The following is an 18,710-nucleotide window of genomic DNA, read 5'->3' as shown; positions in this document are numbered from 1 at the left end:
AGCTGTCAGTGTGCAGCCAGTCTTGCGACCCAGCGGCTAGCGCTGGAACGGGTAGACCGGGCCCAGGTTGAGAATCCGGGTCAGCTCGTCCAGTGCAGTACGTGATTCCAGCAGCAGCTGTGGATCGGCCAGGTCCTTTTCTTCCAGCCGGTCGCGATAATGCTTATCCACCCAGGTATTCAGCTTCGTGAACAGCGTGTCGTTCATCAAAGTGTGGGGGTTTACCGCGGCCCGTTCGGCTTCGTTCAGTACCACGCGCAGACGCAGGCAGGCTGGGCCACCACCGTTGCTCATGCTCTGCTTCAGGTCGAATATCTTCAGCTCATCAATACCGCTGTCATCCGTGGCGATCAGGTCCTGCAGGTACTGCCAGACCGGCGCAATATTCTGGCTTTCCTGCGGAATCACCAGCAGGGTGCGGCCATCGGGCAATGACAACAGCTGGCTGTTGAACAGGTAGGATTGCACTGCCTGCTTGACGGACACCGCGCTGGTGGGCACTTCTATGACGCGAAAATCGCCCTGCATGGCCCGGGTCAGTTGCTGCTTGACGCCCGCCTGGTCGAGGAAGGCCTGCTCATGGCAGAACAGCAGGTTACGGTTGCCGACGGCGATGACGTCGTTATGGAATACACCCTGATCGATCACGTCCGGGTTTTGCTGGGCATAGACAACATGCTGACTATTGAGCTGGTGCTTGCGCGCGATTGCCTGGGAGGCTTCGAAGGTGTGGCGTGCCGGAAACTTTTGCGGTGCAGGCTTTTGGTCGTCGAAGGCATAGCGCCCGAACACGAAAAACTCGATGCCACGTTCACCGTACTCATGGCAGAAACGGGTATGGTTGGCGGCACCCTCGTCGCCGAAATGCTCCGTGCCTGGCAGGGCGCAATGATGTTTGAAGTGTTTCTCGTTGGCAAAGGTGGCGGCCAGAATACGCCCGGTGGTTTCGTGCTCAATGGAGCGGTGAAACTTGTTGGTGAGGTTGGCCGGCGTAAAATGGACGCGGTGATCATGGGTGTCGGCACTGGGCGACACGGTGGCGGCATTGGCCGTCCACATGCTGGAGGCCGAGCAGCAGGCTGCCAGAATGCGGGGTGAATACTGGGCAGCCTGAAAGAGTACCGCGGAATCGGAACCGGAAAAGCCCAGACGGCGCAGGGTGTGGATATCCGGCCTTTCCTGGGGCGCGAGCACGCCCTGTACCAGGCCCAGGTCGTGCAGGGTCTTCATCTTGACCAGGCCCTGCTTGGCCGCGAGCCGCGGATTGGAGGCCTGGGCCTTGTGCTCGCCCGAGGCGATATTGCCGAACGACAGGCCGCTGTAATTGTGGGTCGGCCCGACCAGACCATCAAAGTTTGCTTCGTAGGCTTTCATCTTGTTATTTCTCCTGTTCGGTCAGGCCGATATTTGTCAGGTTGTGCGCGGGGCGCATGGTCTTCGCAGGTCGGGTGCCGCCGGCAAAAGGGCGTTGGGTTGCGCTTCGCTGCACCCAACCTGCGGTCAGTCTGTTATTCGCTACCCAGATCTAACCCCGGGGATAGCATTGCCGGCAGCTGGACTCTGTCCAGTTCGAGTTCGGCCACCGGAATAGGGCCGCAGTAGCCGGCGGTGTAGGGGCTGCAGCGATGCTTTAGCGAATCTGCGTTCAGTTTGCTACTCACTTCCCAGATCTAATCCAGGGGAGAGGGTTGCCGGCAGCTGGACCTTGTCGAGCTCAAGTCCGGCCACCGGGTAAGCGCAATAATCCGCCGCGTAGTAGGCGCTGGCGCGGTGGTTGCCGCTGGCGCCAATGCCGCCAAAGGGAGCCGCGCTGCTGGCGCCGGTCAGCTGCTTGTTCCAGTTGACGATGCCGGCACGGATGCGTCGCGTGAAGCGCTGGTACTGTTCGGGGCTGTCGCTGAGCAGGCCGGCCGACAGACCAAAACGGGTGTTGTTGGCCACCTCGATCGCCTGGTCGAAGTCGCGGTAGCGAATCAGCTGCAACAGCGGGCCGAAGTACTCTTCATCCGGCAGTTGTGCCACCGCGGTGACATCGATCAGCCCCGGTGACAGCAATCCGGTACCGGGTTGCAGTTTAGTCAGCGGGGCCAGTTCCGTCGCGCCCAGTTCCAGCAGGCGCTGGCGTGCGGCCAGCAGGCCGTCAGCGGCGGCTTCCGAGATCAGGCTGCCCATGAAGGGCTGCGGTTCGGCGTCGTAGGCGCCGACGCGGATGCCGCGAATGGCGCTGAGCAGCGCGCTGATGAAACGGTCACCGGTTTCACCCGTGGGGACCAGCAGGCGGCGGGCGCAGGTGCAGCGCTGGCCGGCGCTGATATAGGCCGACTGGATGGTTTCATGCACGGCGGCGGCCATATCGGTGACATCGCCGATCAGCAGCGGGTTGTTGCCGCCCATCTCGAGCGCCAGGATCTTGCCCGGATGGCCGGCGAACTGACGGTGCAGCAGTTCGCCGGTCTGGGAGCTGCCGGTAAAGAACAGGCCATCAAGCCCGGGGTGGCGGGCCAGGGCGATGCCGGTATCTTTCTCGCCCTGCAGCAGGTTGAGCACGCCGGCGGGCAGGCCGGCGGCCTCCCAGCAATGCACCACCTGTTCGGCGACCAGCGGCGTCAGCTCGCTGGGCTTGAACAGCACCGTGTTGCCGGCCAGCAGGGCCGGAACGATATGACCGTTGGGCAGGTGCCCCGGGAAGTTGTAGGGTCCGAACACCGCCACCACACCGTGGGGACGGTGGCGCAGTACGGCCCGGGCACCGGCCAGTTCGCTTTCGCGACTGCCGGTGCGCTCGTCATAGGCGCGAATCGATATCTCGATCTTGCCGATCATGGCGGCCACTTCGGTGCGGGCTTCCCAGAGGGGTTTGCCGGTCTCGCGGCCGATGGCATGGGCCAGCATGTCCTTGTTGCTTTCGAGCTGGGCGGCGAAGCGGCGGCACAGATCGGCCCGTTCGGCGAGTGTCAGGTCGGCCCAGGCTTCAAAGGCGGCGCGGGCGGCCCGCACGGCGTCATCGACCTGGCCGGCACCGGCCGCGCGACCCTGCCAGAGGCTTTCACCGGTGGCGGGGTTGTGTGAGCTGAAGGCCTGGCCGGCACCGGTGATCCACTGCTGATTGATAAAAAGGCTGGCGGTCATGTTCAGGTTCTCCGTTGGGAAAACAGCGGTACGACCCGTAGGGTGTCACCGTTGCTGATGTTCAGGGCGGCGGCGGTCCGGGCGTCCAGACTCACAATGCTGTTGTTCAGCGAAACCGTGCGGCTGGCGCCGCAACGGAAATCGCCGAGCCGGGTATTGCTGATCAGGTAAGGCTCGTCCTGTTCGGGCACATCCGCGATGCGTGCCTTGTAGTAGCGGCTGTCGCGTACCGCGCGAATGTCCTGCACCGGCGCTTCGAGCATGGGGCCGGCATCGAAGATGTCCACGAAGTGGGTATAGCGCATGCCTTCGCTTTCAAGCAGCCGCCGCGCCGGTACGGTGGCATCATGGGTTTTGCCGATAACGTCGCGTGCGGTTTTGGGCAGCAGGTTGGTGTAGATGGTGTGTTTGGGCATCAGTTCGGCGATAAACACCTTGTTGCGGGTCGACAGCTGGTCGGCCTGGGTGAAGTCGATCGAAAAGAATTGCCGGCCCAGGCCTTCCCAAAAGGGTGAGACGCCATTTTCGTCCGAGTAACCGCGCATTTCCGCTACCAGAGTCGCGCTGAACAGGCTGGAAAATTCCGCCATGAAGAGGAAACGGGACTTGGACAGCAGGTGCCCATTCAGGCTGCGGCGGTATTCCGGGTCCAGAAACAGCGTGCAGAGTTCGCTGCAGCCGGTCTGGTCGTTGCTGATGGTCAGCGTATTGAGCTGGCTGTACACGCCCAGTTCGCGCGAGGCGTGTACCAGGGTGCCGACGCGGTAACTGTACCAGACGTCGTTCAGCCCAACGGCAGCCTGAATGGCACAGGTACCCACCACCTGTGAGGTTTCGGTATCTTCCATGACAAACAGGAAGTAGGCATCCGGCGCCGGGGTGTCGCTGGCAAAGGCTGCGCAGCCTGCATCGATCATGCCCTGCACATGCTGGTCGTCATCCTGCATCGAGGTGAAGCCCGGCCCTGTTTTGCGCGCAAGTTCGCGCAGTGCGGCCCGGTCGTCCCGGTGCACGGGTCTCACTATCATCATAGGTTTACGCACCTCTCATGTTTTCTGCAGGCCGCAGCCTGCCGTGCAGTCCGGGCTGAAGGTCCGGGCTGCATCCATCATCTGTATTGAAAGTTAAGGCGGGCTAGTTCAGCGCCAGATCATCTGCGTCCAGTTGCAATACGCGTACGCTATCGCCATCACGCAGCTGCAGCTGTTCGGCTGCGGCTGCGTCGATGCGCGGTTGTTCGGGGTTTCCCCGGGTCAGCAGGACGCGAAAATTGCCGGTGTCGTTATTACTCAGCATCAGCCAGCTCAGGCTGGCATCCGTTGGCGCGGCCTCCTGGCCGACGCGCAGGGTCCGATTCTGGCTCTGCCAAACCGAGCGAATATTGTCGGTACGTGCCTCCAGCGTGGGGCCGGCATCAAAGATGTCCAGATAGCCCTGGTAGCTGAAACCTTCGTCCTCCAGCAGGTCCATCACCGGTTCGATATCCGGTCGTGGCTGGCCTATGGCATTGCGCGCGGCTTCGTTTAGCAGCGGTACATACACCGGATAGTGCGGCATCAGCTCGGCAATAAAGGTCTTGCGCTTGATACCGGTCAGGTAGTCGGCCTTGGTCAGGTCCATGCTGAAGAAATGCCGACCCAGTGACTCCCAGAAGGGGGATTTGCCGTTTTCGTCGACCATGCCCTGCAGTTCGACCACGGTTCTGCGGGCGAAGCGCTTGGGGTGTTCCGCCATGAACAGCATGCGTGAGCGTGACAGCAGGTGTGCATTGGCCGGGGTATCGGCCTCAGGCACCAGAAAACGGGTACAGAGCCGGCTGGTGCCGTTGTAGTCCTGGCACAGGTGCAGCGACGGAATTCGGTTGTGAATCTGCAGCTCGCGCGATGCGTGGACGATCTCGTCGATACGGTAACTGTAAAAGGGTGAGTCCAGCCCGATACAGGCTTCTATACCGCTGATGCCCAGTATTTGGCCGGTGTCGGTCTCTTCCAGTACGAAGTGATAGGATTCGTTGCCCGGCAGGCTGACTTTCTTGCGCAGCGAACTTTGGGTCTGGCCGATGAGCTGGCCGAGATGTTCGCGGTTCGCAGGCAGCGTGGTGATGCCGCCACGGGACAGCAGTGCCAGCTGTTCCAGCGCCGGAAGGTCCGGGAAATCGACAGGTCGGATAATCAGCATCAGTATTTCTTCCCTTTTATGCGCAGGACGTCGTCGAGCGCACCGTCGGCCAGCGTCATGAGTATCATGGCGCTGAGTTTAGCCCGTTCGGTGAAGCAGCCTCGTAGCGTATAGACGTTATCCATGCTCATCAGCGTTTCTTCCCTTTTATGCGCAGGACGTCGTCGAGTGCGCCGTCGGCCAGTTTCATGAGTATCATGGCGCTGAGTTTTGCGCGTTCGGTGAAGCTGCTGACGTACATGAACTCGTCGCTGCTGTGAATCTTGCCACCCTGTACGCCCAGGGTATCGATATTGGGTACACCGGCGGCGGCCAGGTTGTTTCCATCGCAGCAGCCCCCGGTCGGTTTCCATTCCAGTGCCATGCCCAGCTGTTCGCCGCAGTCACGCGCCAGCTGGAACAGCGCGAGATTGGCGGTTGTCAGCTGCTTTGGCTTGCGACCGAAGGCGCCATGCAGCTGCAGGCTGATACCGTCACGGCTGTTGATCCCGGCGCTGAGGCGGTCCAGCTGTTCGAGACACCATGCCTCGTCTGCGGCTTTCTCGAGGCGGATGTTGAAACGGAACATGGCATGGTCGGGCACCACGTTGACGGCACCGCCGCCATGAATGAAGCCCGGGTTGATCGTGACACCTTCGCGCTGACCGTTGAGGTCGTCCAGCGCGCTGACAAAATCACACAGGGCGCGGACGGCGTTGCGCCCCAGCTGGTGTTCACGCCCGGCATGGGCGGCACGGCCTTTGACCACGACACTGAAGTTGCCGCTGCCCTTGCGCTCGCCGGCCAGATTGCCGTCCGGCATGCAGGGTTCGTAGATCAGGCCCAGGTCGCATCGACCGGCGGCTTCAGCAATGAGTGGTGCAGAGCTCAGGGAGCCGATTTCCTCGTCCGGGTTGAACAGGATTTCCCAGCCAATCCGGTCACTGAAGGGGCTGCGTTCCAGTGCTTCGATGGCCTTGAGCATGACCATCAGGCCACCCTTGAGATCGGCAACGCCGGGGCCGTTCAGGGTATTCTCATCGAGCCAGCGGATGGACTGGAACGCATGGTCCGCCGCGAACACCGTATCCATGTGCCCGCAGAAGAAAACCTGCAGTGGCGCGTCGGGGCGCTTGCGGATACGCAGTGCGTCGCCCAGGGCAAACTGCCGCTGTTCGCCCTGCTCGGTCATTTCTGTATAGGGCGGTACCGGCACGACTTCCATTTCTCCCCCAAGAGCGCCGCAATACTGCTGCAGCGTTTCCCGTACGCGATTCACTCCGGCGGCATTGAGGCTGCCTGAGTTGATCCCGGCCAGTTCAAGGGTTCGGGCCAGCATGCAGTCGTGCTGGCTGTCGAGCCACTCAAGCCAGGGAGCGTAGCGGGGTTCAAATGTCATGGCGACCTTGTCCTTCATGTATTGGCGTCAGAATCATTATTGTTGATTGTGGCCCTGACTGACAGGGGCGAACTGTTGCTCAGGCGACCTGGTTTTTTAGTTGAGGGGCCCTGTAAGTACCTATTGGGGTCAAAGCGTACGCTAGACGCCCGATCCGGCAGAAGCCGGGCCGGGCGAATGCCATCAGCTGGCCTGTTCGACCTTGAGGGCCGCAGCGACGGCCTGCTCCAGCCGGCTCATCCCCTGGACGATATCCTCGTCCGGAATGATCAGCGACGGTGTCATGCGCAGTACGTTGGGGCCCGCGACCAGCAGCATCAGGCCAAGTTCGCGGGCCGCCGCCAGTACCTTGGGCGCCTGGCCGTGCAGGCTGTCGATCAGCTCGGCACCGATCAGCAGGCCGGTACTGCGAATATCCTTGAAGCAGTGGTGACGGTCATTGATGGCTTCAAGCTGCTCGACGAACAGCTGCTGCTTGTGACGCACGCCGGCCAGCAATGCCGGGTCGTCCACCGTGTCCAGCACCGCCTTGGCGACTGCGCAGCCCAGCGGATTGCCGCCGTAGGTGGTGCCGTGGCTGCCGACGTTCAGGCTGGCGGCGATATCGCGGCGGGTCAGCATGGCGCCGATCGGAAAGCCGCCCCCCAGGCCCTTGGCACTGGTGAGGATATCCGGTGTGACGCCGAGTTCTTCATAGGCAAAGAGGTTGCCGGTGCGGCCGACGCCGGTTTGCACCTCGTCGAAGATCAGCAGGGCGCCATGTGCATCACACAGCTCGCGCACCGCGCGGGCAAATTCAGGGTCGGCGGGAATCACGCCGCCTTCGCCCTGGATCGGCTCCATCACTACGGCGCAGGTACGATCGGATATGGCTGCCTGCAGCGCATCGATATCGTTAAAGGGTACGTGACTGATTCCCGCCGGCACCGGCTCAAACCCTTCGCGGTACTTGGCCTGGCCGCCGACCGAGACTGTGAACAGGGTGCGGCCGTGAAACGCCTGGGTGAACGCAATGATCTCGTGCTTGCCGGCCCCGTGACGGTCATGGGCGTACTTGCGCGCCAGCTTGAAGGCGGCTTCGTTGGCTTCGGCGCCGGAGTTGCAGAAGAATACCTGGTCGGCAAAGGTGCTGTCGGTGAGCTTCTGCGCCAGCTGCAGTACCGGCTCGTTGGTAAACACGTTGCTCAGGTGCCAGACCTTGCCGGCCTGATCGGTCAGTGCCTGCATCAGTGCGGGGTGGCGGTGCCCCAGCACGTTGACCGCGATACCGCCGGCGAAATCGATATATTCCCGGCCGTCCTGGTCCCACAGGCGGGAACCTTCGCCGCGCACCGGAATAATGGCCGGCGGGTTGTAGTTGGGGACCATGACGTCATCGAAGGTGGCGCGGCTGACAGTAGGCTGAGTCATTATGTTGCTCCTGTGTTAAAGCGGTTTCAGTCTGCCCACCTGGCATTGGCAGCAGGGCAGTGTGGCGAAATTTATACCCCGGCGCCGCAGTGCGCCGGGGCCGGGGTTCCTTCCTGTTTTAAAGCAGCTTCAGGCGGCCCAGTTCGCGCACGGCGACGGACAGCATGGCGAGGTTGGGCGTTTCGTTGAAGCGGACTTCGCTAAAGATCTGCTGCAGGTTGTCGAGCAGCTGTGCGGCCTGCGTACGCCATTGGGTCAGGCGTGCGTTGACCGGCGTGTCGGCATCGGTGGTCTCCAGTATCAGGCTGCAGGCCTGGATCTGGGTGGCATCCACTTCATGCGCCAGAGCGGCCCGTGCCTTGCGCTGCCACAGGTCCCGCTCCGGCAATGCCGCGATGCAGCGGCGCAGGGGATGCAGGGTCAGCATCTGCTCGAGTGAGAAGTAGATACCGGCGGTGACCAGGCTGTCCTGACCGCTTTGATACGCCAGCTGGACAATTTCCAGCCCCTGATACAGATAGGGCAGGCTGGCAAGGCGCTCTGCCAGGGCAGCCGGTACGCCGGCCTCGGTCAGGCGGGCGCGTGCCTGCTGCAGCTGGTCGAGGGCGTCTTCGGTCAGCAGCTCAGGCAGGTGTGCTATCAGGTTGGTGACCTCGCTGTCGTAGGCGCGGGTGCAGTCGGCGATGTTGATCTGGCCAGTATTGCGCCTGAGCAGCCAGAGTGTGGTGCGCTCCAGCAGGTCCTGGATTTGCGTCAGCTCGTCCCGGAACAGGCCGTCGTCCAGGTTGTTTTCCAGCGTTTCGAGCGCCTGCCAGAGGCTGTCGATATCGAGGATGCGGCGGGCGGATACGAAGGCACGCACCGCATCAAGGGCGCTGCAGTGGGTTTCGGCCTGCAGGTAGCTGACAAAGGTATCGCCCATGCGGTTGCAGGTTTGATTGGTCATGTGGGTGGCCAGCAGCTCGTTGCGCAGGGGGTGTTGCTGTAATTCCGGCGCATACTGCTGACGTATGTGATGCGGAAAGTAGGCCGGCAGCTCGAGGGCCAGGTCGGGGTCCTGTCCGATGCCATGCTCGATCAGCTGATCGCACAGCCAGAGCTTGCTGTAGGCCAGCAGTACCGCAATTTCGGGGCGTGTCAGCCCCTGGCCGTTGCGTGCCAGGTCCTCCAGCTGCGCATCTGCCGGCAGGTACTCCAGCGCCCGGTTCAGTCGGCCGGCCTTTTCCAGCTGTTGCATCAGGCGGCGGTGATCGTTGATCCGGCTCGGCGCCTGGTATGCACACAGGCTGAGGATCTGGCTCTGCTGCCTGTTGTGCTGCAGCACCAGGGCGGCGACCTCATCCGTCATGCTTTCGAGCAGACGGTTACGGCGGTCGGCGTCGAGCGCGCCGCAGGCCAGTTCCCGGCTTAGCAGAATCTTCAGGTTGACCTCGTGATCGGACGAATCGACGCCGCCGGCGTTGTCGATGGCATCGGTATTGACCAGGCCGCCGTGGCGGGCGAACTCGATGCGCGCGCGCTGGGTCAGTCCCAGGTTGCCGCCTTCACCGATGACCTTCACCCGCAGTTCGCTGGCATCGACGCGCAGATTGTCATTGCTGCGGTCCCCGACCTCGGTGTGGCTCTCGCCGCTGGCCTTGATATAGGTGCCGATACCGCCATTCCAGAGCAGATCCACCGGGGCCTTGAGAATCACCCGGATCAGCTCGTTGGGGGTGAAGCGGCTCTGGTCGGTACCCAGTGCGGCCTGTGCCTCGGGGCTGAGGTCGATATGCTTGGCGCTGCGCTTGTAGAGTCCGCCACCGGCAGAGACCAGACTGAGGTCATAGTCTTCCCAGTTTGAACGCGGCAGCTCAAACAGGCGCTTGCGTTCCTGCCAGCTTGAGGCCGCGTCGGGGGTCGGGTCGATGAAGATGTGCTGGTGGTTGAAGGCCGCGACCAGGCGGATATGGCGGGACAGCAGCATGCCGTTGCCGAACACATCGCCGGCCATGTCGCCGATACCCACGACGCTGAAATCGTCCGACTGGCAGTTGCGGTTCTGTTCGCGGAACAGCCGTTTGACCGACTCCCAGGCACCCCGGGCGGTGATGCCCATCTTCTTGTGGTCGTAGCCGTTGCTGCCGCCGGAGGCGAACGCATCGCCGAGCCAGAAACCGTATTCGGCGCTGATGCGGTTGGCGATGTCCGAGAAGGTGGCGGTACCCTTGTCGGCCGCGACCACCAGGTAGGGATCGGGACCATCGTGGCAAACCACGTTGGCCGGCGAGACGATGTCATCGTCGACGCGGTTATCGGTGATGTCGAGCAGGCCGCGAATAAAGGTTTCGTAGCAGCGGATCACCTCCGCCTGAACCGCATTGCGATCGCCGCCGTCGGGCAGCTGCTTGGGCACGAAGCCGCCCTTGGCGCCGACCGGCACGATCACCGAGTTCTTCACCATCTGGGCTTTCACCAGGCCCAGCACCTCGGTGCGAAAGTCCTCGCGCCGGTCGGACCAGCGCAGACCGCCGCGGGCGATGGCGCCTGCTCGCAGGTGTACGCCCTCGACCCAGGGCGCATAGACAAAAATCTCAAACGCCGGCCGAGGCTCGGGGGCGAAGGGTAAGGCGCGGGTATTGAGCTTGAATGACAGATAGCCTTTCGCGCCGCCGACGTGGCGTATCGCGTCGTTCTGGTAGTAATTGGTGCGCAGCATGGCACTGATCACGCCCAGGTAGTGGCGCAGAATGCGGTCTTCGTCGAGGTTCTCCACCGCTTCCAGGGCGCTGTTGATGTGCTCGATCAGGCTCTGCTGGCGTGTCTCGCGCCCGGCGCTGGCGTCGGGGGAAAAGCGTGCGGCAAAGAGGTCGCCCAGCAGCCGGCAGAGCTGAGGATTGCGGAACAGCGCCTGCTCGATGTAGTGCTGACTGAAGGGGACGCCGAGCTGCTGCAGGTACTTGCCGATCGCCCGCAGCAGCATGACCTGACGATAGTCGAGACCGGCGCCCAGGATCAGTTGATGGAAGCGGTCGTCCTCCAGCTCGCCGTAGTAGGTGCGGCTGAACGTCTGCTCGAACTGGGTGCGCAGGGCCTGCGGTGTCAGGTCCAGCCCGCTGTCGCAGGCGAGGTGGAAGTCGATGATCCAGCAGGCCTCGTCGTCGGCCTGGGTGATGCCGGCGGCCAGCTGGTAGGGGGTCGCACTGCAGACGCGCACGCCGAGATGTTCGAGGATGGGCAGCACGTCGGACAGGGTGATATCGCGGCCCCGGCCCAGCACCTTGAAACGCAGGCTGCCAGGCTTGGGCTGGTACAGCTGGGTGGCCAGTGTTCTGTCCAGACGGTCCAGCTGACGTATGTCGGTCACCGCGGACTTGGGCTGGGTATCGTCACGGTAAGCCGCCGGAAAGCGATGCGCGAAGCGCTCGAACAGGCGGCGGGCTTCAGAATCGTTAAACTGGTCTGACAGCGCCCGATGCAGCTTGTCGTACCAGGTTTCCATCGCATCGCGGATCTGCTGCTCCAGTTGCTGCGCATCGCAGACGACCTGCCGGGCGTGGTCGCAATGAATACTGAATTCGATCAGGGCCAGCGGCTGTTCACTCAGGCGCACGCTGAATTCGGCACTGTTTCCGTTGAATGCGCGCAGCAGGATGTCCTGCACCCGCTTGCGCAGGCCGGTATGGTACTGGTCGCGGGGCACGAGCAGCAGCACAGTAATGAAACGGCCATGGGTGTCGGGGCGCAGAAAAAGCCCGAGACGGCGGCGTTCGACACAATCCAGCATGCCGGTGACCGTCTCCTGCAACTGGGCATAGCTGGCCTGCAGCATCTCGTCGCGCGGATAGTTGAATACGATATGGCGCAACGCCTTGTAGCTGTGGGTGTCGGTGGGCAGTCCACAGGACTGCAGCAGGCGGCTGACATGCTGGCGGATCAGCGGAATCTGGGTCACCGGCGTGTCATAGGCTTTGCTGGCATAAAGGCCAAAGAAGCGCCACTCGCCAATGACCTTGCCGCTGGCGTCGGTGTTCTTGACGCCGACATAATCCAGATGCGCACCCTGCTGCACGGTGGAGCGGGTGGTCGACTTGGTCAGCACCAGACGCTGTGGCGACTCCAGCAGCTCGCTCAGGTAGCGGTCGAGCCGGATCAGGTGCTGCGATTCTGAAACCGGATCGCGGAAGCTGCCCAGGCCCGAGCCGTCGCGGTAACGCAACTGGTAGCATTCGTTCTCGCCCTGCTCGACGTCGTAGTAGCGAAAGCCGACCAGCAGAAAATTCTCGTCGGCGAGCCAGCGCAGAAACTCGACTGTTTCCAGATCCGGCTGCGCCGCCTGTTCGCACGCGCTGGCGGCGGCTTCGAGCCGGGCCAGCATGGGCTGCCAGTCGGCTACCGTGCAGCGCACGTCCTCGAGGACTCGCAGCAGTGCGTGGCGGATCGAATCGAGGGCGCTGTTGTCGGGCTGATGATCGATCTCGAAACGCACCAGGGTTTCGGTGCCTGCACCCTCACTGGCGTCGCTGCAGAATTCAACCAGGTGGCCGGTGCTATCGCGGCGCAGGTGCAGCACGGGATAGGCTTGCTGGTGAATGCCGATACCCAGACGCGCCAGCTCGGTGATGCTGCTGGCAACGATAAAGGGCATGTCGTCCATCAGGATTTCGATAATGCTGTGTTCGCTGTGCCAGCCGTCCCGGGCGGGATCCGGGTGATAGACGGCGACGTCTATCGTGCCGCGGTCATGTTGCTGCAGGCGTTGCCATACGGACATCAGGGCGCCGTACAACGCCTGTGGCGCCAGCGCGGTGTCCCGGCGCTGCGATTGAAAAAAGAGCCTTTGCAGGGTCTGTAACTGCTGGGCCTGCTGAGCGTCATGCCGGCTGGCAATCAGGTCGAGCACGTTCAGGGCTGGCTGGCTGGGTTTGACGAGCGGCAACGTTTCCATCGTGATATCGGCTTCTTATTATCAGCGGAAGGGGAGTGAAATCATTATCATGGAACGCTTCCCGGGCTGACAGGTGTGGAGTTTTGCTCAGGCGACGCTGATTTTCACCCAGCTGCCATCCCGGCGGGATAGCGACGCTTTTCGCCGGGTTGAGGGTTAAGATGCGCCAACTATTCTTACAGCAGCCGCCTTGTGGCGCCGGTCACAGACATTGAAGAACGCAGAACACAAAAATCGCACGCAACGTTACGGCTTTGTCCTGGTGCCGGAGTTCTCGCTGACCGCGTTTTCCTGTGCCGTGGAGGCATTGCGTACGGCCAACAGTCTGGCGGGCGACATGCTGTATGAGGTTGTGCTCGTCGGCAGCGGTACTGATTTGGTGCGCAGCAGCTGCGGGGTTGAGGTCCGGGTGGATTGCCAGCCGGATCAGGTGCAGCAGCTGGATGCACTCTTTGTCTGTGGTCCGACGCCGGTGCTGCACAGTGGCCACGAAAAACTGATCGCCTGGCTCAGACGCCAGTCCCGCTCGGTCTCGAGTCTCGGTGGCATTGGCACCGGTAGCTATCTGCTGGCCCGCGCCGGTTTGCTGGACGGATACCGCGCCACCATTCACTGGCTGGATATTGCCACGCTGCGCGAAGCCTTTCCCCGGGTCGAGGCGACCGGCAACCTGTTCGAGACCGATCGCGACCGCTATACCTGCAGCGGCGGTACCGCTTCCATGGATATGCTGCTGTTCCTCATCGGGCGCGAACACGGCATAGACCTGGCCTCCTCGATCTCGGAGCAGTTCGTCTGCGAACGCATTCGACTCAGCGATGAAGTTCAGCGGGTGCCGCTTAAAGTGCGCCTGGGAACCCAGCAGCCGAATCTTATCGAGGCGGTCACGCTGATGGAGGCCAACATCGAAGAGCCGCTGAGTACCGATGATCTGGCCCATCACGTGGGTGTATCGCGGCGCCATCTGGAGCGCCTGTTTAAGCAAAATCTGCAGCAGGTACCATCGCAGTACTATCTTGAGCTGCGCCTGGACCGTGCCCGAGTGCTGTTGCGTACGGATGACAAGCCCATCCTGCAGGTCGGCCTGATGTGCGGCTTTTCCAGTGCATCCTATTTCAGCACGGCCTACCGCAACCATTTTGGCCTGACGCCGCGTCAGGAAAGACGCAATGCCCGCCCCGCGGCCGGATCGCCCGAGCTGCAGTCCAGTTTTGGCCGCTCGTTCGAGCGCTGAGGCTTCCGGATTCTGCGACCCCTGGTCTTATTGGGTGTCGGCTCGTGCAAGTATTCGCTTGCGTCATGCCTGCTGTCTGGCCGTATCTGGCGGGCGCTTCATTTTCCCCGTCACCCCTGCGTCGGCATATCCCTCATCTACAACAGCTTCGCCTGAAGCTTAGCTTCATGTGCATTGTGAAAATGGGTGCGTGGCGCTTGTCGCAGCAGCGCCCCAAAACGGGGTGGCTGGCATTCCTGGTGCTACATAATGGCTGCAAAATAGGCGCAGTTGGCGCCACATTTTAGGGCGTTTGTGCACTAAAACCACGCTTTTTAATAGGGCAGTCGCAACAGCTAAAAACGATGTCCACTGGGTGAAAAAGTGCTGGGGGATATTCTGATAACGTGTTTTTACTCGGGTATCAGCGGCGTACCGCTGCCTGGTGAAGATCACTGCCGGCCTGACGGCTCCCATTAGAATAAACATAGGATCATTCGATGAAGTTTTCCAAATTGCTCTGTGGCGCCTTGGCGCTTGTCGGCCTGATGGCAAGCCCGGTGTGGGCCAAAGACTGGACGTCGGTGCGCATCGGTAGCGAAGGTGCCTATCCTCCGTTTAACTTTTTCAATGCCAGCGGTGAGCTGGTGGGCTTCGATATCGAGATCGGCCAGGCTTTGTGCGCCAAGATGGAAGCTGACTGTACCTTCGTCGCCCAGGATTGGGACGGCATGATTCCCGCGCTGCTGTCCGGTAAATACGATGTCATCCTGGCCTCGATGTCCATTACCGAAGAACGCAAGCAGCAGGTCGCTTTCACCGAGCCGTACTACAGGGCGGCGCTGACCTTCGCCGGCCCCGCCGACAGTACCATCACTGATCTGAGCCCCGAAGCGCTGGAAGACCTGAGCATTGGTGCCCTGAGTGCCTCGACTCAGGCCGAATACCTGCAGGCCAACTTTCCCGAGTCCGACGTACGCCTGTACCGCAGCCAGGATGAAGTGAATCTCGACCTGGTCAGTGGCCGGCTGGATCTTCAGGTCAGCGACCTGCTGCCAATGCTGGACTGGGTGACCAACAGTGAAGATGGCAAGTGCTGCAAACTGGTGGGTGAACCCATCATGGATCCCAAATATGCCGGTGAAGGCACCGGTATGGCGCTACGCCAGGAAGACCAGGAGCTGCGCCAGAAACTCAATGAAGCCCTGGCGGCCATCGTTGCCGATGGCACCTACCAGGCGATCAATGCCAAGTACTTTCCGATCAATATCTACGACATGAAGTAGCCCCTGTACGCCAGGCGGTCTGAGCATCGAACCTGCTCAGACGCCTGGCAACGCATACCACGGATCACTGCCGAGTATCGGCACCACCGGTCTGGTGCCCGATCCCTGCGCTGGTCTGAGCCCTCGTGGCGAACTCGCCCGGAGAGTCCCTATGATTGATCTCGCTTTATTTGGCTTCGGTGCCGATGGCTGGGGCGACGAATTGTTGTCCGGCCTGTGGGTAACCGTGAAGCTGGCCGTGATGACCCTGCCACTGGGCCTTCTCATCGGCTTTGCCGTGGCCGGTGCTTCCCTGTCAAAGAATCCGTGGCTGCGCCGTTTTGGACGCGCCTATACCACGGCGGCACGGGGTATCCCGGAGCTGCTGACGCTGTTCCTGGTCTACAACGGCGTTGCCATCCTGCTCAATGCGGCCTGGCGCTGGCTTGATCCGGATGCCGGTTTTGTTGAGCTGAGTCCTTTCGTCGCCGGTGTGGTGGCCCTGAGCGTTGTGTTCGGTGCCTTTTCCGGCGAGGTGCTGCGGGGCGCTTTTCAGGCACTGCATCCCGGGCAAATCGAAGCCGGTATGGCCGTTGGCCTGAACCGTCTGGATCTGTTCCGCTTTATCACGTTGCCGCAGATCTGGCGCTTTGCCTTGCCCGGTCTTGGCAATCTCTGGGTCAACCTGATCAAGGATACGGCGCTGGTGTCGATCATTGCCCTGAACGACCTGCTGCGCATGACCAACATTGCGGTCGGGGCGACCAAGAAGCCCTTTACGTTCTTTCTGCTGGCCTGTGCGGCCTACTGGATACTGAGCATTCTGTCCGAGATTGTGCTCTCCAAACTGGAAACCCGTGCCAATCGCGGCATCAGGAGGGCCTGACATGCCTGCATTTGCAACATTGTCCCACTATGGACAACGGTGGCTGCCGGGTGCTCTGCCTGCAGCGCCACAAACTCTTGTGCGTATCTCCAGCAACGCCGTGATACTGAGCATTCTGTCCGAGATTGTGCTCTCCAAACTGGAAACCCGTGCCAATCGCGGCATCAGGAGGGCCTGACATGCCTGCATTTGCAACATTGTCCCACTATGGACAACGGTGGCTGCCGGGTGCTCTGCCTGCATGTTCGCAAACTCTTGTGCGTATCTCCAGCAACGCCGTGATACTGAGCATTCTGTCCGAGATTGTGCTCTCCAAACTGGAAACCCGCGCCAATCGCGGCATCAGGAGGGCCTGAGCATGTCTCTCATCACTGAATACGGACTGGCACTACTGTCGGGTGCCTGGCTGACGCTGAAACTGTCCGGCCTGGCGCTACTGTTCGGCGCTATTATCGCCATGCCCATGGCAATCGCACGCAGTTCACAGCGGCGCTGGCTGGCCGTTCCGGTACGCATCTACATCTCATTTTTTCGCGGTACGCCGATGCTGGCGCAGTTGTTCCTGGTCTATTTCGGTGCCGGCCAGTATCGGCACGAGTTGCAGGCGCTGGGCCTTTGGGGGCTGTTCCGGGACCCGTTCTACTGTGCTTTGCTGACTTTCATTCTCAATACGGTGGCCTATCAGGCGGAACTGCTGCGCGGCGGTATCCTTGGCGTTCCCCGTGGTGAAGTGGAAGCCGCCAAGGCCTATGGCATGTCGGCCCTGTTGCGCTATCGGCTGATCATTCTGCCCCATGCCTATCGCATTGCTTTTCCGGCGCTGGGTAACGAGGTCATCCTGCTGCTCAAGGGCAGCGCCATTGCCAGCGTGGTGACACTGTTTGATCTGATGGGCCAGACCCGGGCTATTTTCGCCAAGACATTCGATTTCTCTATCTACCTCTGGGCAGCCCTGCTGTATCTGCTGATCACGATGTTGATTGTGCGCCTGTGGCGCTACCTGGAAAAACGCATTAATCCGCACCTGTACCGACAGGTGAGGGTGGCGCCAGCACCTGCATCCGTGGCCAAGGGCCAGACGACCTAACCGATTCGGAACAACAATTATGACTACTCAGGTTTTGCACAATGGCCGGCCTCAGACGGATCAGATACCCCTGGTGGCCCGCGATATCCACAAGTCCTTCGGCCAGTTCGAGGTTCTCAAAGGCGTTTCCCTGACGGCCCGGCAGCAGGATGTGACCGCGATTCTCGGCTCCAGCGGTTCGGGCAAGAGTACTTTTCTGCGCTGCCTCAACCTGCTGGAAGTGCCGGACTCGGGCGACCTGCTGGTGCATGGCCAGCAGGTGCATATCGAGAAAAACCGCCAGGGCGAGTCGGTTCCGGTGGACGAGAAGCTGGTGGAGCGGATCCGTGCCCATCTGGGCATGGTGTTTCAGCAGTTCAACCTCTGGTCCCATATGACGGTGCTGGAGAACTGCATGATTGGCCCGTTGCGGGTGCTGAAGCAGCCCAGGGCCGAGGTCGAGGAACGGGCCCGCTACTACCTCAACAAGGTCGGGCTCGACGAGCGCATGCAGCACTACCCGGCGCACCTGTCCGGCGGCCAGCAGCAGCGCGCGGCCATCGCCCGCGCGCTGACCATGGAGCCCGATGTGATGCTGTTCGACGAGCCGACCTCGGCGCTGGATCCGGAACTGGTGGGCGAAGTGCTGCTGGTCATGCGCAAGCTGGCCGAAGAGGGCCGCACCATGATCGTGGTAACCCATGAAATGGCCTTTGCCCGCGAGGTTTCATCCCATGTGATGTTCCTGCACCAGGGACGGGTCGAGGAAGAGGGCGCGCCCCAGGTGCTGTTCAAAGAGCAGCAGTCCGAGCGCTTTCGGCAGTTCCTCAGCAGCAACTTCTGAGGGCGTTGCCGGGCTGTCGTTGGGGTGTTATTGAACTGAAGCCCAGTCTGCGATCGCCCGGCCATTGTTGTGGTGCCATGGAGCACTGCGAAGCGTCCCCCGTGTTCACTCCATCACTGCTCAGAGTGTGGCCAGCGCCTCGATTAGGGCCCGCTCGCCATCGCTGAAGCGTGACTGCGGATTATAGACCAGCTGGATGTCGGCTTCGGGCAGGTCCTGGTCAGATAGGAATAGTCGGGAGCTGCCATGGCAATCCTGGCGGGTGTTTTGGGCATCGGTTGGTGATCAGAGTGTTGCCAGCGCCTCGATCTGGGCCCGCTCGCCATCGCTGAAGCGTGACTGCGGATTGTAGATCAGCTGGATGTCGGCTTCGGGCAGGTCCTGGTCAGAAGGGAATAGTCGGGAGCTGCCATG

General features: G+C 61.6%; 15 protein-coding genes. 7 read left to right on the top strand and 8 right to left on the bottom strand.

Annotation, left to right across the window (positions count from 1 at the left end; translation table 11 throughout):
* Positions 1-36 precede the first annotated feature (36 nt).
* From astB to F451_RS0109365, 8 genes are all read right to left on the bottom strand, one after another.
* On the bottom strand, positions 37-1,374 hold the full coding sequence (gene astB / locus F451_RS0109400; RefSeq protein ID WP_020681113.1) for an N-succinylarginine dihydrolase: 1,338 nt from the start codon (positions 1,372-1,374) through the stop codon (positions 37-39).
* A 279-nt stretch (positions 1,375-1,653) separates the two neighbouring features.
* Positions 1,654-3,129, bottom strand: coding sequence for a succinylglutamate-semialdehyde dehydrogenase (astD, locus tag F451_RS0109395; protein WP_020681112.1), 1,476 nt, complete (start codon positions 3,127-3,129; stop codon positions 1,654-1,656).
* 2 nt (positions 3,130-3,131) lie between these two features.
* Positions 3,132-4,160: an arginine N-succinyltransferase gene (gene astA, locus F451_RS0109390; protein ID WP_020681111.1), complete on the bottom strand. Its 1,029-nt coding sequence runs from the start codon at positions 4,158-4,160 to the stop codon at positions 3,132-3,134.
* Positions 4,161-4,263: 103 nt separating this feature from the next.
* Complete coding sequence (locus F451_RS0109385) at positions 4,264-5,307, bottom strand: arginine N-succinyltransferase (RefSeq protein WP_020681110.1); 1,044 nt, start codon at positions 5,305-5,307, stop codon at positions 4,264-4,266.
* Positions 5,307-5,438: a hypothetical protein gene (locus F451_RS28600; RefSeq protein WP_020681109.1), complete on the bottom strand. Its 132-nt coding sequence runs from the start codon at positions 5,436-5,438 to the stop codon at positions 5,307-5,309. Before F451_RS28600 ends, F451_RS0109385 begins: the two co-directional genes overlap by 1 nt.
* Positions 5,438-6,685: a hydrolase gene (locus tag F451_RS0109375; RefSeq protein ID WP_040879640.1), complete on the bottom strand. Its 1,248-nt coding sequence runs from the start codon at positions 6,683-6,685 to the stop codon at positions 5,438-5,440. The genes F451_RS28600 and F451_RS0109375 overlap by 1 nt, the downstream gene beginning before the upstream one ends.
* A gap of 183 nt (positions 6,686-6,868) precedes the next feature.
* Positions 6,869-8,095, bottom strand: coding sequence for an acetylornithine transaminase (locus F451_RS0109370; protein WP_020681107.1), 1,227 nt, complete (start codon positions 8,093-8,095; stop codon positions 6,869-6,871).
* A gap of 118 nt (positions 8,096-8,213) precedes the next feature.
* Entirely contained in the window at positions 8,214-13,022 is a 4,809-nt protein-coding gene (locus tag F451_RS0109365) for an NAD-glutamate dehydrogenase (RefSeq protein ID WP_020681106.1), read from the bottom strand.
* Between the two features lie 211 nt (positions 13,023-13,233).
* Between F451_RS0109365 and F451_RS0109360 the strand changes: the two genes are divergently transcribed.
* From F451_RS0109360 to F451_RS0109330, 7 genes are all read left to right on the top strand, one after another.
* On the top strand, positions 13,234-14,256 hold the full coding sequence (locus F451_RS0109360; RefSeq protein WP_020681105.1) for a GlxA family transcriptional regulator: 1,023 nt from the start codon (positions 13,234-13,236) through the stop codon (positions 14,254-14,256).
* A 479-nt stretch (positions 14,257-14,735) separates the two neighbouring features.
* The gene (locus F451_RS0109355; RefSeq protein WP_020681104.1) at positions 14,736-15,521 is read left to right on the top strand and encodes an ABC transporter substrate-binding protein; all 786 of its coding nucleotides are present in this window, start codon (positions 14,736-14,738) and stop codon (positions 15,519-15,521) included.
* A gap of 151 nt (positions 15,522-15,672) precedes the next feature.
* Positions 15,673-16,386, top strand: a complete 714-nt coding sequence (locus F451_RS0109350; RefSeq protein ID WP_020681103.1) for an ABC transporter permease — start codon at positions 15,673-15,675, stop codon at positions 16,384-16,386.
* A 1-nt stretch (position 16,387) separates the two neighbouring features.
* Positions 16,388-16,564, top strand: coding sequence for a hypothetical protein (locus tag F451_RS27700; RefSeq protein ID WP_020681102.1), 177 nt, complete (start codon positions 16,388-16,390; stop codon positions 16,562-16,564).
* Position 16,565: 1 nt separating this feature from the next.
* Positions 16,566-16,742 carry a hypothetical protein gene (locus tag F451_RS28085; protein ID WP_020681101.1) on the top strand — a complete coding sequence of 59 codons (177 nt, stop codon included), beginning with the start codon at positions 16,566-16,568 and terminating at the stop codon, positions 16,740-16,742.
* Positions 16,743-16,744: 2 nt separating this feature from the next.
* Positions 16,745-17,473 carry an ABC transporter permease gene (locus F451_RS0109335; protein ID WP_020681100.1) on the top strand — a complete coding sequence of 243 codons (729 nt, stop codon included), beginning with the start codon at positions 16,745-16,747 and terminating at the stop codon, positions 17,471-17,473.
* 19 nt (positions 17,474-17,492) lie between these two features.
* Positions 17,493-18,296 carry an ABC transporter ATP-binding protein gene (locus F451_RS0109330; RefSeq protein ID WP_020681099.1) on the top strand — a complete coding sequence of 268 codons (804 nt, stop codon included), beginning with the start codon at positions 17,493-17,495 and terminating at the stop codon, positions 18,294-18,296.
* The last annotated feature ends 414 nt before the right edge of the window (positions 18,297-18,710 follow it).

It is taken from the genome of Marinobacterium rhizophilum DSM 18822, from assembly GCF_000378045.1.
GTDB lineage: Bacteria > Pseudomonadota > Gammaproteobacteria > Pseudomonadales > Balneatricaceae > Marinobacterium_A > Marinobacterium_A rhizophilum.
The sequence above is the reverse complement of the archived record's forward strand: the minus strand, read 5'-3'. Positions and strand labels throughout refer to the sequence as shown.

Excerpts from the sequence above, each read along its gene's own strand:
- F451_RS0109375 (WP_040879640.1), bottom strand. The coding sequence starts at position 6,685 with ATGACATTTGAACCCCGCTACGCTCCCTGGCTTGAGTGGCTCGACAGC.
- F451_RS0109385 (WP_020681110.1), bottom strand. The coding sequence starts at position 5,307 with ATGCTGATTATCCGACCTGTCGATTTCCCGGACCTTCCGGCGCTGGAA.
- F451_RS0109335 (WP_020681100.1), top strand. The coding sequence starts at position 16,745 with ATGTCTCTCATCACTGAATACGGACTGGCACTACTGTCGGGTGCCTGG.
- astA (WP_020681111.1), bottom strand. The coding sequence starts at position 4,160 with ATGATGATAGTGAGACCCGTGCACCGGGACGACCGGGCCGCACTGCGC.
- F451_RS28085 (WP_020681101.1), top strand. The coding sequence starts at position 16,566 with ATGCCTGCATTTGCAACATTGTCCCACTATGGACAACGGTGGCTGCCG.
- F451_RS0109355 (WP_020681104.1), top strand. The coding sequence starts at position 14,736 with ATGAAGTTTTCCAAATTGCTCTGTGGCGCCTTGGCGCTTGTCGGCCTG.
- F451_RS0109365 (WP_020681106.1), bottom strand. The coding sequence starts at position 13,022 with ATGGAAACGTTGCCGCTCGTCAAACCCAGCCAGCCAGCCCTGAACGTG.
- F451_RS0109370 (WP_020681107.1), bottom strand. The coding sequence starts at position 8,095 with ATGACTCAGCCTACTGTCAGCCGCGCCACCTTCGATGACGTCATGGTC.
- F451_RS27700 (WP_020681102.1), top strand. The coding sequence starts at position 16,388 with ATGCCTGCATTTGCAACATTGTCCCACTATGGACAACGGTGGCTGCCG.
- astD (WP_020681112.1), bottom strand. The coding sequence starts at position 3,129 with ATGACCGCCAGCCTTTTTATCAATCAGCAGTGGATCACCGGTGCCGGC.
- F451_RS28600 (WP_020681109.1), bottom strand. The coding sequence starts at position 5,438 with ATGAGCATGGATAACGTCTATACGCTACGAGGCTGCTTCACCGAACGG.
- F451_RS0109330 (WP_020681099.1), top strand. The coding sequence starts at position 17,493 with ATGACTACTCAGGTTTTGCACAATGGCCGGCCTCAGACGGATCAGATA.
- F451_RS0109350 (WP_020681103.1), top strand. The coding sequence starts at position 15,673 with ATGATTGATCTCGCTTTATTTGGCTTCGGTGCCGATGGCTGGGGCGAC.
- astB (WP_020681113.1), bottom strand. The coding sequence starts at position 1,374 with ATGAAAGCCTACGAAGCAAACTTTGATGGTCTGGTCGGGCCGACCCAC.